This window comes from Streptomyces sp. NPDC001231 (assembly GCF_042896885.1).
Classification (GTDB): domain Bacteria; phylum Actinomycetota; class Actinomycetes; order Streptomycetales; family Streptomycetaceae; genus Streptomyces.
The window spans coordinates 45,339-57,971 of the sequence record NZ_JBIAXS010000028.1; the positions used below are offsets into that span (position 1 = coordinate 45,339).

The following is a 12,633-nucleotide window of genomic DNA, read 5'->3' on the forward strand; positions in this document are numbered from 1 at the left end:
GCACGGGCACCCCTGTGTCGACCAGGGCTGACCCCGCCTACCCGTCGTCAGCGCCGCTCCGCCTGCGCCGCCGCAGCGGTGCTGTCACCCACATCGTCAGCCCGACAAGGGACACGATCACCGCCCCTCCGACGACGGTGGGAACGGCCGCCATGAGAAGAAGGGTGAGCAGCACCTCGGCCCACGTCGGATCCTCACCCATCGTGCTTCCACGTTGCGCCATGATCGTCATGACACCGACGGGCAGCGATCAGTTCCCAAGGCCTCCGGCCGTCCGCCGTACGCGGGAGGCCGGATGCCTTTCATGGGCTCGACGACATCGGTCAGACGGTTGTCCCCGTAGGCGGCCTCCGCTGTGTACCGCTCGGAAGCGAGCGTGATGTGAAGGTGTTCTTCGTCCTCGACGCCCACGCGGTCATGGACGGAGTCGAGACCGAGCAGGCGCGGCCGTAGTCCCCTTCGCCCTCGGGGTAGTTGGGCGGGGAGCCCGTCCGGTGTCGGCGCGCCGATTCCGGGACCGTGATCAGGGGCCCACCCAATGAGGTGACCCAGGGGTGTGACACTGCGATCTCGGTTCAAGCGGTGCGGGTGACAGCAGGCCGTCCTCTCAGCCCAGCTCGCAGCGAGCCAAGAAGCGGCGCCGCACCCGGTCACCGATTTCACCTACGACGATCAGCAACGCCGCACTCGCCGCGCACCCCGCAAGGCTCGCCGGCTGGCCCAACACCTTGCCCAGGAGCCAGAACACAACGGTTACAGCCGCCCACCCCATGGCCCACATGCCGGTCACCAACCACCAGCGCCGCCTCTTCACAGGCATCACGACAGGTCTTCAAGACCTGGCCGGTTCACCGGAGCGTCACGGACCACGCCAACAGCCTGCGGGCCGACCGCGAGAAGGCTCGGGCGATGGACGCAGCCAGCTTCGTCTGACAACCGCCGGACTGCGAGAGGCGTCGCGGACTGTCAGGGGCGCCGTAAGCCATCGCGGAGCGACGCTCGAAGAGCACCTTGACCGGCCGTGACGCTCCCGCACCCTCCGGAGGCCGGGCGGACCCGCTTCTGTGACTGATCGCTCTGGCTGCCCGACTGGTCGACTGGAACGCCCAGAGGAAGTGCTGGCCGGCGCGGTCGACGGAGGCGGGGTCCACCCCGGCGTCCGGTCAGCGGGTGGCGAGGAACTCGAGCGTGTCGATCACGCGGTTCGAGAAGCCCCACTCGTTGTCGTACCAGGCGACCACCTTGACGTGGCGGCCGTCGACGCGGGTGAGGGCCGAGTCGAAGATGGAAGAGGCGGAATTTCCCGTGATGTCGGACGACACGAGCGGGTCGTCCGAGTACTCGAGGATGCCGGCGAGCGGCCCCTCCGCTGCCGCGCGGTACGCCGCCAGCACGTCGTCGCGCGTCACGTCGCGGGCGACGGTCGTGTTGAGTTCGACGATCGAGCCCACCGGCACCGGTACGCGGATCGAGTCGCCCGACAGCTTGCCGTCGAGGTTCGGCAGCACCAGGCCGATCGCCTTGGCGGCGCCGGTCGTGGTCGGCACGATGTTGACGCCGGCGGCCCGGGCGCGACGGGCGTCGCGGTGCGGACCGTCCTGCAGGTTCTGCTCCTGCGTGTAGGCGTGCACCGTCGTCATGAACCCGTGCTCGATACCGGCGAGTTCGTCGAGGACCGCGGCCAGCGGCGCGAGCGCGTTGGTGGTGCAGGAGGCGTTCGAGACGATCGTGTGCACGGCCGGGTCGTAGGCGTCGGTGTTGACCCCGAACGCGAGCGTGACGTCGGCGCCGTCCGACGGCGCGCTGACGAGCACCTTCTTCGCGCCCGCGTTGTTGTGGGCGCGGGCGGCCTTGGCCGAGGTGAAGCGGCCGGTGGCTTCCAGGACGATGTCGACGCCGAGTTCGGCCCACGGCAGCTGTGCCGGTTCGCGCTCGGCCAGCACCGTGATCCGACGGCCGTCGACGACGAGGGTGTCCCCGTCGACGGTCACCGGACGCCCGAGACGGCCGGCCGTGCTGTCGTAGGCGAGCAGCCGGGCAAGAGTGGCGGGCTCGGTGAGGTCGTTGACGGCGACGATCTCGAGGGCGCTGTCGCGCTCCAGCAGTGCGCGCAGCACGTTGCGTCCGATGCGGCCGAATCCGTTGATGGCGATGCGAGTCATGAGTGATGTCCCTTCCCTTCGCCACCAGGCTCGCCCGCGGCTGGCGCCGCTGACAGTGGCGTGATCGCCACGGTTCAAAAGGATCCCGCCACGCGGCGCCGGGCGGGTTACTCACCCCGGGTGAAGGTGCGCCGGTACTCGCTCGGTGTGGTGCCGAGGATGCGCTGGAAGTGCAGGCGCAGATTCGCGCCGGTGCCGAGCCCGACGTCGGCGGCGATCTGCTCGACGCTCCGCTGCGACCGCTCCAGCAGTTCACGGGCCACGTCGATGCGGGCGCGCATCACCCACTGCATCGGCGTGTAACCGGTCTCCTCGACGAAGCGCCGGGAGAACGTGCGCGGCGAGACCCCCGCCTGCCGCGCCAGTATGTCGAGGGTGAGGGGCTCGCCGAGCCGGTGCAGCGCCCACTCGCGGGTGGCGCCGAAGCGCTCGCCGAGCGGCTCGGGGACACTGCGCGGCACGTACTGGGCCTGGCCGCCGCTGCGGTAGGGGGCCGCGACCAGGCGGCGGGCCGCGTGGTTGGACGCGGCCACCCCGAGGTCGCCGCGCAGGATGTGCAGGCACAGGTCGATGCCGGAGGCGGCGCCGGCCGAGGTGAGCACACTGCCCTCATCGACGAACAGCACGTTCTCGTCGACCTGGACGAGCGGATGCCTGGCCACGAGTGCCCGCGTGTAGTGCCAGTGCGTCGTGGCGCGCCTGCCGTCGAGCAGGCCCGTGGCGGCGAGCGCGAAGGCGCCCGTCGAGATGGCGGCGAGCCGCGCGCCCCGAGCATGGGCGGTGATCAGTGCGTCGACGACCGCCTGCGGCGGGTCGTCGCGGTCAGGAAACCGGTAGCCGGGGACGAAGACGATGTCGGCCCACGCAAGGGCCTCGAGACCGTGGGCGACGTAGTACGCGAGGCCATCGCCGCCGGTCACGAGACCGGGCGTCGCCCCGCACACCCGCACCTCGTACGGCATGCTCGCGCGGGTCGTGAAAACCTGCGCGGGAATTCCGACATCGAGCGGCTTCGCGCCCTCGAGCACAAGGACGGCGACGCGATGCAGGCGGGAGTCTGGCACAGGTAGAGGTTACGTGAGGCGTGCCCCCGGACCACACGGCCTTCATGCATCCAGACTCATGCGCCACGGATGGTACGCATCCCCCTCGCGGGCCACCCCTACGACGAAGGAGAGTTCGACTCAATGGCCTTGGAACGCAAGGCCAACTACCGCTACGCATGGCCAGCTCCAAGCATCCTTGTCCGCAAGGAGATCCGCGCCGCCGCCGGAGGGCGCTCAGAATTTGGCGAGTACACGCCCATTGTCCTGGGCGCGGCGAAGGGGTTACATGGTGCCTGCACGCGGACGAAAGCGCTTTCTGCCGGTCGGGAGAACCCGGCCGAATGCCCCTTCAGTGCCGCTGGGAGGCTGTATGACACCGCCCCGCACCAGACGCTACTCACTCGCCGTCGCCGCGCTCGCCGCGACCGCCTCGCTTGCCGCCGCCACGTTTCCGGCCCAGGCGGCCCGCCCCTCAACCGCCCACACTCCGCTGCGAGCCGAGGCTGTGGCGGCGTACGACTTCGGACACCCGGACCCCGCCGACCCCGGTCGCGAGCAGGACATCGGACGCTCCGGCACCACGCTCACCCTGATCAACGGCGGCTCCGCGATGCGCGTGGCCGACGAAGCGTACCCGGGCGCTTCGCCCGCCCTGCAGGTGCGCCAGCAGAACCCGGCCACCGCAGGCAACGACGACTGGAAGGCCGGGGCCTGGGACGCCGAGGGCATGTCGTCCCTCGGGGCCTTCCGCAGTGCCCGCGGTGCCACCGTCATGGGCTGGTTCAAGATGACGGGCGACAATCCCGCCCTCAACTCCAACACGCCCAATCCGAGCGACCGTTACAACGCGATCGGACTGGCCGGCATACTGTCCGGAACCTCTGACGGTCACGCGGTGCGTGCGCTGCTCGAACTCATCCAGGTGAACGGCGAGTTGAAGCTGGTCGCGCTGGGGAGACGCCTGGACAGCGGCGCCTCCCAGACCTTCGCCGCCGAGGCCCCCTGGGAAGAACTGCTGCCCCGCGGTGAATGGGTCCACCTGGCCGCGACATTCGACTTCCGCGACGGCATTCTCGCGCTGTACCGCGACGGCAAGCCCCTGGACGGCTTCTACGTCACGCCGGGCGACCCCTGGGAACTCGCCACCACGCCGGCGCCCCACCGCGCCTCGCCCACCGATCCTCGCGGCATCAAGATCGGCGGCAGCTTCCCCCAGAACACCCGGGAGAACAACGCCTGCGACTGCCGCATGGACGACCTCCTGTTCCTGGACCGCCCGGTGCCGGCCGGACAGGTGGCGGCGGAGTACCGGCGCATGACGCAGAGCCGCTGAACGTTCCCGTCCTGGATCGTTTTCCCTACTTGTCGCGCCAGCCCGAAGGGACCCGCATGGCGTCACGACGTACATATCGAAGGCACTGGGCGGCCGTGGCCGTCAGCGCAGCCCTCGCACTGGGCGGTCTCGCCACCCCTTCCCACGCAGACGAGCCCGCCGCGGCGACAGCCGCCCTGACCGACCCCATTCCGCAGAAGCCCGTCCTGTCCACGACGGGCCTCGTCCTGGAGGAGTTCGCGCAATTCCCCAAGTCGGATCCCGTTCCGGCACCAACGGATCCGCGCCTGATGCGCCACGCCCGGATCAACACCATCAATGAACTCCCCGACGGCTCCGGCCGGATGGCGACTCCCGACCTCAACGGCACCCTGTACCTCACCGCCCCCGGCACCGCGACCAGCACCTCCGGTGGCACCCCGCACCCCTACCTGGACGTCAAGGCCGTATTCCCGCACTTCTTCTCGGGCCGCGGCCTCGGTCAGGGCTTCGGGTACGCCGCGTTCCACCCGGAGTTCGGCACGAACGGGCGCTTCTACACCATCCACACCGAGCTCGCGTCGCAGGCCACCGAGACCCCCGACTACCGGCAGGCCGGCACGCCCGCCTATCACGGCGTCATCACCGAGTGGACCGCCGACGACCCCTCCGCGGCCGTCTTCCACGGCACCCATCGCGAGGTGCTGCGTATCGCTTTCACCGGCCAGGTCCACGGCGTTCAGCAGATCGACTTCAACCCGACGGCCAAGCCCCACGACAAGGACTACGGCCTCCTCTACCTCGCGGTGGGCGACGGAGGGCAGGGCGTCGGCAACAGCGAGCCGCAGAACCTGGCGCTCCCGCACGGCAAACTTCTGCGGATCGATCCCGCGGGCCGCGACAGCGCCAACGGCCGGTACGGCATCCCCGCGTCCAACCCGTTCGTCGGTGAGCCCGGTGCCCTTGGGGAGATCTACGCCATAGGCATGCGGGACCCGCACCGCTTCAGCTGGGACGCGGGCAGCAGCCACCATATGTATCTCGGCCACATAGGCGAGCACGCCATCGAGTCGGTGTACGAGGTCAAGGCCGGGGACAACTTCGGCTGGAGCGAGCGCGAGGGCCCCTTCGCATTCGACAAGAGGACCACCGACCCGTGCGCCCGCATCCTCCCCCTTCCCGCCGACGACGCCCAGTACGGCTACACCTACCCGGTCGCCGCCTACGACCACGACCCGGAACCCGGCTGGGACTGCCGGTCCGACGTGGGCCGCGCCATCGCCGGAGGCTTCGTCTACCGCGGCAAGGACGCGCCGGCGCTGCGCGGAAAGTACATCTTCGGCGACCTCGTGGACGGCCGGATCCTGGCCGCGGACACCCGCGACATGCGCCGCGGCGCCGACCTCGCACCGCTCGAGCAGCTGATGCTCTTCGACAAGTCGACCGGGAAGACGGTCACCATGCGCGACCTCGCCGGTGACCAACGTGTCGACCTGCGCTTCGGCTCCGACCGCGGCGGCGGCCTGTACATCGTCTCGAAGGCCAACGGCAAGGTCTGGAAGGTGACCGGGACCCGCACCTTCGCCAACTGCGGGATCGGCAACACCCCCACCACCCACACCACCGGCCCCGACAACTGGGCGCCGGTCACCCCGGCCAAGCGGGCGTACACCGAACGCGAGACGATCATGACCGAGCCGGGCGTCGCCCGCCCGGGACCGCGACGCCCCTTCGAGTACGCCGTCCTGACCGCGGGCCCGCGCTACTCCTCCGTCACCGTCGAGGCGGAGGTGCGGATCGACACCCCCGTCGAGATCACCAACCGTGACGTCATTCTCATCTGGGACTATCAGTCGGACACTCGATTCCAGTACGCGCACCTGTCGAGCGACAACACCATCTACCCGCACAACGGTATGTTCACGGTCAACGACGCCGACCGGCTGCGCATCGACGACCAGTGGAACGGAACCTTCGGCGCACCTCCGGCGATCAAGAACGAAGGGTGGCACAAGGTGCGCCTCACCCACTGCGCCGACACCGGTGAGACCGCCGTCTACCTGGACGGCAGCCCCAATCCGCTGATCACGGCCACCGACCCGGTCTTCGCCTCGGGCCGGGTGGGCTTCGGATCCTTCGACAACGTGGGCCGCGTCCGCCACCTGAAGGTGACGGGCACTCCGGCCGGCGACTGACCTCGCGGTCGCGGGCCGAGACCTCGGCCCGCGACCCGACGCGGAACCTGCCGAGTCCGAGCCGACGGGCGCCCGCCGAACAGGCCCTCAGCTGATCTGAGCTCAGTACTACAGAGACAGTTGAGCTGGGTGGGCGCGGAAGACTCGTAGATTCGATCAGTCGGTGCCGGACCTGTGCACGGCCTGTTCCCAGAGATTCAGGCCCGCGCGGAGGAGTTCGCGCACGGCTGCGGTCTCCTCGTCCGTCCAGGCCCCTTGGCCAGCGGTCGGTTCGAGAGCTTCGCCGCCGAAGATCTTTTCGTAGGCGCTGTCGTGGATCGGTCCTTGGGAGGGAAGTGGTGAGCCGGACTTCAGGCTCCGGGAGAGGTCTTCGAAGAAGTTCCACGCGTCCAGCAGCAGCCCTGCCGAAACCGAGCCAAGGCCAGGGTGTTCGACCCACTGACGTACGACGGCCAGATCGAGCGTGGCTTCGCCTTCCAAGATGAGCTCCCAGCCGTTGCGAACACAGTATTCCTGCAGCGTCTTGAGGTCATGGAACGCGAGGAGTCTTCCAAGGCCGTCAACGGCGAGCGCATCGGGCGCATCGCCCTCTCCGGGCCGCCAGATCAGCGTCAGGTCCCCTCTCCTGGTCGCGATTCGGTACGGATAGTAGTCAGCCATGCGAGGTCTCCCGTGGTGTCGCGGCGGCACTCGCCGCGTGGGTCATCCTGCCTGCAATGATCGACGTGTGGTGACTTCGGATCAGGTGGAACCGTGGGGTGCGGAGCTGGCGGGTCCGGGGCCGCGGGTCGCTGGTGTTTCGAGCGGTCGGAGCCGCGGGCAACGGCGGTCGCCTATGTGAGGGGCTGGGGGGCTGCTGGCAGACGTGCCGCGCCAGAACGGGTGGCAGCTGGCTGAGCAGGCCGGTGCCGCGACACCCTGGTCGACGCAGCGGCTACTGGGGGCCGCCCGCTGGGACGCCGACCGGGTCCGCCATGTTGTGCTGTCCTACGTGGTCGAGCGCCTGGGCGAGGCCGCCGCGGTGCTGGTCGTGGACGAGACGGGGTTCTTGAAGAAGGGCAATCGATCGGCGACGTTCAGCGGCAGTACACGGGCACGGCGGGGCGGATTGAGAACTGTCAGGTGGGCGTGTTCTTGGGCCACGCGTCCTCGCGTGGACGGGTGCTGACTGACCGGGAGTTGTACCTACCGGACGAGTCATGGGTGCGCGACACACGTCGGCGCAGGGATGCGGCGACGCCCAAGGAGGTGGGCTTCGCCTCCGAACCGGAGCTGGGGCGCCGCATGCCGACGGGGCGCGGCACTGGCCGCACCGGCTGCGGCCTTCGAGCACCTGTTGTTGGTGCGGCGTTCCATCGCTGATTCGGCCGAGATCGCCTACTTCCTCAGCCACGCGCCAGTGAGGACCGTGCTGGCGGAGGCGGTGGCCGCGGTGGGTGCGCGCTGGTCGGTCGAGGAGTGCTTCGAGACCGCGAAGAATGAGTGCGGCCTGGACCAGTACGAGGTCCGCAAGTGGCCGGCCTGGTATCGCCACATAACGCCGGCGAGAACTCCGCCTGGAACGCAACACCACCACCGTCCCGCCAGTTCCACGCCCGCGAAGAAAGCCACCTACGGGTGCAACCCGCAACACGTCGAGACGATCGACATCGACGGCGGCGAGGAGGAGGTCCCGGTCAAGCTGGACACGTTCGTTGACGACAGCCGCAGGCGCTCAGCGAGACTGAGCGCGGACCACCGGGCCGACCTGGATGCGCTTGGCATGCGCCGGCAGGAACCCGCCACGCTCAAAGCGGCAAACGGTTGACGGTCCGCTCAAGATGCGATCGCTCAAGAGGGGACTAGCGTGTGTGAGTAGGGGCCGGAAACCGGCAGTATGCCCCTTCCGGCAGACCCTCTTTGAAGACCGCGGCCTCCGCGCATTCGTGAAGCCCCGCACTGCGGGATTACGGAGCCGGGCAGGGGAGTTCTTCCTCATGACACGTGGCGAATTCAAGATCACGCCGCGCATCTGCTATGGCTGCGGCCGACATTCGCGTGTCCGACAACGCGCAAGTCGATGAAACAGAGAAGGTACAGATCATGCAGGCACAGCGTCTGAAGCACCTCTTTGCGGTTTCCGCAGCAGGCGTGCTCGTGGCCGGTGGTGCAGCGATCGGCGCGGCGGGGACCGCAGCTGCCGCCGCTCCGACTCACGCGCCGCAGACCTCGGTGAGTTCCTACGGTGACCACGGAGGCGGCGGCCACGGAGGCGGTCACGGTGGCGGCCATGGCGGCGGCCACGGTGGCGGCCATGGCGGCGGCCACGGCGGCGGTCACGGTGGCGGCGGTCACGGTGGCGGCGGCCACGGCGGCGGCGGCCACGGCGGCGGCGGCCACGGCGGCGGCGGCCACGGCGGCGGCGGCCACGGAGGCGGCGGCCACGGCGGCGGCGGCCACGGAGGCGGCGGCCACGGAGGCGGCCGCTGATCACGATCGGAGCGCGGTGTGTGACCATTGTGCGGCTCTCCAGTCGGAACACACGCACACACCGCGCCTCCGTCGGCGTCTGTCCCAGCCCACGACTCGTCCCCCCACCCGCGCGAGGACCCCAGCACGCAGCCACCGCGCACGCCCGCTCCGGTTGGCCAGGTGGTAGGCAACCGACGCCGTGCTCAGCATCCCGATCGCCTTGGGGAGTTGCCGCACCGACGGGCCGCTCCCTGTACGTGTGACCTGCGCCGCGGGCGCGTCTTGGGACCGGTGCCCATCGTTGGGGGTCGTCGAAGTAGGCGTAGACGAAAGCCGTGCCGGTGCGGCATCGCGCGTGCGCCGGGCGGAAAGTCTCCGAGGTGAACGTCTTGCCCTTCACGTGGGCCGCTTCGATGACCCGGCCGCGGTCGGCGCCTTGGCTTGGGCGGTGTGGGCCGAGGCGGTAAAGCCGGTGGCCCCGGCCGGCATGGCAACGGCCAGCAGGCCACCGGCGATCCGCATGGTGATCACGAGGAGCCTCCTTTCAGTCTTCGATGACGCGGATGATCGTCTTGCCGGGGATGCGCGTGACCGGGGCGAATGCGGCGGGTGCCTCGGCGAGTGGCCGCACGGCGCCGACGGCCGGCTTGAGCCGGCCGTCCCTCAGGCGCTGGGCGAGGTCGGTGAGCCGCGCGCGATCGGGCTCGACCACGAAGAAGACGGCCCGCCCGTCGGTGGGCTGGACCTTGGGCGGCATGGCGATGGTGACGAGCGTGCCGCCGGCGCGCACCAGTGCGGCCGACCGGTCGAGGACGTTCCCGCCGATCACGTCGAACACGACGTCAACCGCGCCGGTGTCCTCCAGCTTCTCGGTTTCCAGGTCGAGGAAGGTGTCGACGCCGAGTGCGAGCGCCCGGTCCCGGTCGGCCGGGCGGCCGGTGCCGATGACGCGGGCGCCGGCCTCGCGGGCGAGCTGCACCGCGATCGAGCCCACACCGCCGGCGGCGCCGTGGATCAGGACGGTCTGGCCTGTGGTGAGGCGGCCGTGGTCGAACAGGCCCTGCCAGGCGGTCAGCCCGGAGATGGGCAGCGCGGCGGCCACCGTGTGGTCGATGTCCGCCGGCAACGGAGCGAGGTTGCGGGCTTCCACCGCGGTGTACTCGGCGAGCGTGCCGTTGCGGGTCCAGTCGGCCAAGCCGAACACCCGCTGGCCGACACTCAGGCCGGTGGTGCCGTACCCCAGCTCTTCAACGACACCCGACAACTCGTGTCCGGGCACGCTCGGCGTCCGGTCGCGGCCCGCGCGATCGGTCCAGGTGCCCGGCCAGTCCAGCTCTCCGGGGGTGAAGCCCGCGGCGTGCACCCGCACGATGACGTCGTTCTCGGCCGCGTGGGGGTAGGGCATGTCCGACAACGACAGCCCGGCGATACCGGCGTCACGGTCCCGAACAGTGATGGCTTGCATGACAGTCCTTACTGGGAGGGGGCTTCGACGAGCGCACGGCCCGTTCACACACAGGGCTCGCAGCGGCGCATCACCGGAGAGAAGCGCAGCAGGTTGATGTATGCCGTCCCGCATGATCGATCTCACCTGCCCGCGGGCATTCCCTCCGTCGTCCTGTATGCGTTCTCATCAGGGAGACGAGACAGCCCCTCGGGGTGTGACAGTTCGCGCACCATCACCTCGGCGACGCGCTCACCACCGTGGATGAGCTCGCGCGCCGCCGCGGCCTTGCCGCCGCCGTCGGTGACGTATACGGCGTCCGGGTGCAGCAGCCTGACCAGGCCGGTCAGGTCCCCGGCCTCGTACGCGGCGCGGAAGATTGCTGGCACGCGTTCACGCTCCGCCTTCGGCGCCTGCGGCATGCGCTGCTTCGCCTTGGCCACCCGTCGCCGTGCCCGCGAGGCAAGCTGCCAGGCACCCGGCAGACGTCCAGCACTTCGGCGATCCGGCCGAACCCAAGACTGAGGACATCGTGCGGGACGAAGGCCACCCGCTCCGGCGGGCTCAGTTCCTCCATGATCAGAAGCATCGCCGAACTGACGCACTCATCGACCAGAACCGGCTCCGACGCGTCCGGCCCCGTCAACAACGGTTCCGGCAACCACGGCCACCGTGACCAGCCAGGCCCGCAGATCACGGACGTCCTGCAGATCCGCTCCGGCCGCCCGCAGCCACACGTCCTGGGCCACGTCCTCGGAGGAGCTGTCCGGCCGCGCGGCTGAGGCCGTTCCTGCCGGTGAACAACGGTCGGTGCGGACGGTGGCGTGATGCGTGCGGCTGTTCAGCCACAGGAGGACATGCTCGGGGCCAAGTGGGGAATGCACCGGCCCGCGGTCTTCGGGGTGGCCTACCGGCTGCTGGGGAGCGTGGCCGATGAGCCAGCTGGTCGATAGCCAGGTGTGGTGAGAGGTCGCCTTCACCTCCAGCGACACGTCGCTCTGCGGAGGGAGGCGCCCCGGACGGTCCCATCCCGAGGGATCAGTCGATCACGGTGGCCCGCCAGGTCTCCTCGTCGGCGTCCAGCAGCGCCGCGACGAGCGCGGGGTCCGGCAGCGGGCCGTGGTCGGCGGCGGTCCGCAAGGCCGAGGCCGCGGCCAGATGGCCCAGCCGCAGGGCGCGGTCCACGGGCAACTGCCGCAACAGCCCGCTGAGGAATCCTGCGGCGAAGGCATCGCCGGCGCCGACCTGTTCGGCAACACGCACGGTAAGGGCGGACACACTGTGGGCGGCGGCGCCGACAAAGGCGGTCGCGGCGCGGCCCCCGTCCTTCACGACGAGGACCCGCGGGCCGGGCAGGAGGTCGCGGACCCGTACGGCGTCAGTGATCCGGTCCCCCCACAGGGCCTGGGCCTCGTCGAGGCCTACGAGGACTATGTCGGCCCGGTCCGCGAGCGGCCGCAGCACGTTGGCGGCCGAGCGGCCGGCCCAGAGGGCGGGCCGGTGGTTGACGTCGAAGCTGACGGGCCACGGACGGTCGGGGCGCAGCGCGCGTTCGACGAGGGCGCGGCAACCGGGCGACAGGGCGGGGGTGATGCCGCTGAGGTGGACGAGCGCGGCGCCCTCCACCGCCGGATCGTCGAGCACGTCGGGGGTGAGGGCCGAGGCGGCGGATCCGGCGCGGTGGTAGTGCACGCGGGTGCCGTGCGCGCCCGGGTCCTTGAGCAGTAGTCCAGTGGACCGCTCCGGGTCGGTGCGGACGCCGCTGACGTCGACGCCGCCCGCGGCGATCCGGGCGCGGACGCGGCGGCCGAAGGGGTCGTCGCCGACGGCGGAGACCCAGCGGGCGGGGATGCCGTGGTCGGCGAGGTAGAGGGCGACGTTCGACTCGGCGCCCGCGATGTCGACGCGCAGCAGGTCGGCGCCGTCCAACGGTCCGAGGGGGTCGGGGGCGAGGGCGGCCATGGTCTCGCCGACGCAGACCACGGGGCCGGGGCGCAGTGGCCGGTGGGTGCTCATGGTGGGC

General features: G+C 70.3%; 13 protein-coding genes and 1 pseudogene. 5 read left to right on the forward strand and 9 right to left on the reverse strand.

From position 1 onward, the window contains the following. Positions 1-37: 37 nt before the first annotated feature. From ACFY3J_RS29250 to ACFY3J_RS29260, 3 genes are all read right to left on the reverse strand, one after another. Positions 38-223, reverse strand: coding sequence for a hypothetical protein (locus ACFY3J_RS29250; protein ID WP_390842058.1), 186 nt, complete (start codon positions 221-223; stop codon positions 38-40). Between the two features lie 940 nt (positions 224-1,163). Continuing rightward, positions 1,164-2,162 carry a type I glyceraldehyde-3-phosphate dehydrogenase gene (gap, locus tag ACFY3J_RS29255; RefSeq protein WP_390842059.1) on the reverse strand — a complete coding sequence of 333 codons (999 nt, stop codon included), beginning with the start codon at positions 2,160-2,162 and terminating at the stop codon, positions 1,164-1,166. A gap of 107 nt (positions 2,163-2,269) precedes the next feature. Beyond that, positions 2,270-3,226 carry a GlxA family transcriptional regulator gene (locus ACFY3J_RS29260; protein WP_384185830.1) on the reverse strand — a complete coding sequence of 319 codons (957 nt, stop codon included), beginning with the start codon at positions 3,224-3,226 and terminating at the stop codon, positions 2,270-2,272. Positions 3,227-3,578: 352 nt separating this feature from the next. On the opposite strand from ACFY3J_RS29260, the gene ACFY3J_RS29265 reads away from it, so the two are divergent. After that, complete coding sequence (locus tag ACFY3J_RS29265; RefSeq protein WP_384185833.1) at positions 3,579-4,541, forward strand: hypothetical protein; 963 nt, start codon at positions 3,579-3,581, stop codon at positions 4,539-4,541. Between the two features lie 95 nt (positions 4,542-4,636). Then, positions 4,637-6,715 carry a PQQ-dependent sugar dehydrogenase gene (locus ACFY3J_RS29270; protein WP_390842060.1) on the forward strand — a complete coding sequence of 693 codons (2,079 nt, stop codon included), beginning with the start codon at positions 4,637-4,639 and terminating at the stop codon, positions 6,713-6,715. Between the two features lie 156 nt (positions 6,716-6,871). Here the strand turns inward: ACFY3J_RS29270 and ACFY3J_RS29275 are convergent, their stop codons facing one another. Then, the gene (locus ACFY3J_RS29275; RefSeq protein ID WP_384185839.1) at positions 6,872-7,375 is read right to left on the reverse strand and encodes a hypothetical protein; all 504 of its coding nucleotides are present in this window, start codon (positions 7,373-7,375) and stop codon (positions 6,872-6,874) included. Between the two features lie 196 nt (positions 7,376-7,571). Here ACFY3J_RS29275 and ACFY3J_RS29280 point away from each other — a divergent pair, with 196 nt between their 5' ends. From ACFY3J_RS29280 to ACFY3J_RS29290, 3 genes are read left to right on the forward strand one after another with little or no spacing between them, the layout of a single operon-like run. Beyond that, the gene (locus ACFY3J_RS29280) at positions 7,572-7,883 is read left to right on the forward strand and encodes a transposase (RefSeq protein WP_384186039.1); all 312 of its coding nucleotides are present in this window, start codon (positions 7,572-7,574) and stop codon (positions 7,881-7,883) included. Further along, entirely contained in the window at positions 7,823-8,077 is a 255-nt protein-coding gene (locus tag ACFY3J_RS29285; protein WP_384186042.1) for a transposase, read from the forward strand. The genes ACFY3J_RS29280 and ACFY3J_RS29285 overlap by 61 nt, the downstream gene beginning before the upstream one ends. Beyond that, the gene (locus ACFY3J_RS29290) at positions 8,058-8,522 is read left to right on the forward strand and encodes a hypothetical protein (RefSeq protein WP_384185842.1); all 465 of its coding nucleotides are present in this window, start codon (positions 8,058-8,060) and stop codon (positions 8,520-8,522) included. The genes ACFY3J_RS29285 and ACFY3J_RS29290 overlap by 20 nt, the downstream gene beginning before the upstream one ends. 191 nt (positions 8,523-8,713) lie before the next feature. Here the strand turns inward: ACFY3J_RS29290 and ACFY3J_RS29295 are convergent, their stop codons facing one another. The 5 genes and pseudogenes from ACFY3J_RS29295 to ACFY3J_RS29315 all read right to left on the reverse strand — a co-directional run bounded on the left by ACFY3J_RS29295 (position 8,714) and on the right by ACFY3J_RS29315 (position 12,626). Further along, positions 8,714-9,169 (reverse strand): hypothetical protein, encoded by a 456-nt coding sequence (locus ACFY3J_RS29295; protein ID WP_390842061.1) that lies wholly within the window; start codon positions 9,167-9,169, stop codon positions 8,714-8,716. Positions 9,170-9,562: 393 nt separating this feature from the next. Continuing rightward, positions 9,563-9,697 carry a hypothetical protein gene (locus ACFY3J_RS29300; protein WP_384185847.1) on the reverse strand — a complete coding sequence of 45 codons (135 nt, stop codon included), beginning with the start codon at positions 9,695-9,697 and terminating at the stop codon, positions 9,563-9,565. A 13-nt stretch (positions 9,698-9,710) separates the two neighbouring features. Continuing rightward, the gene (locus ACFY3J_RS29305) at positions 9,711-10,631 is read right to left on the reverse strand and encodes an NADP-dependent oxidoreductase (protein WP_384185849.1); all 921 of its coding nucleotides are present in this window, start codon (positions 10,629-10,631) and stop codon (positions 9,711-9,713) included. 206 nt (positions 10,632-10,837) lie between these two features. Continuing rightward, positions 10,838-11,374 (reverse strand): annotated as a pseudogene (locus ACFY3J_RS29310) (RNA polymerase subunit sigma-24); the annotation flags it as partial. A gap of 274 nt (positions 11,375-11,648) precedes the next feature. Continuing rightward, positions 11,649-12,626, reverse strand: coding sequence for a sugar kinase (locus ACFY3J_RS29315; protein ID WP_384185852.1), 978 nt, complete (start codon positions 12,624-12,626; stop codon positions 11,649-11,651). Positions 12,627-12,633: the final 7 nt, after the last annotated feature.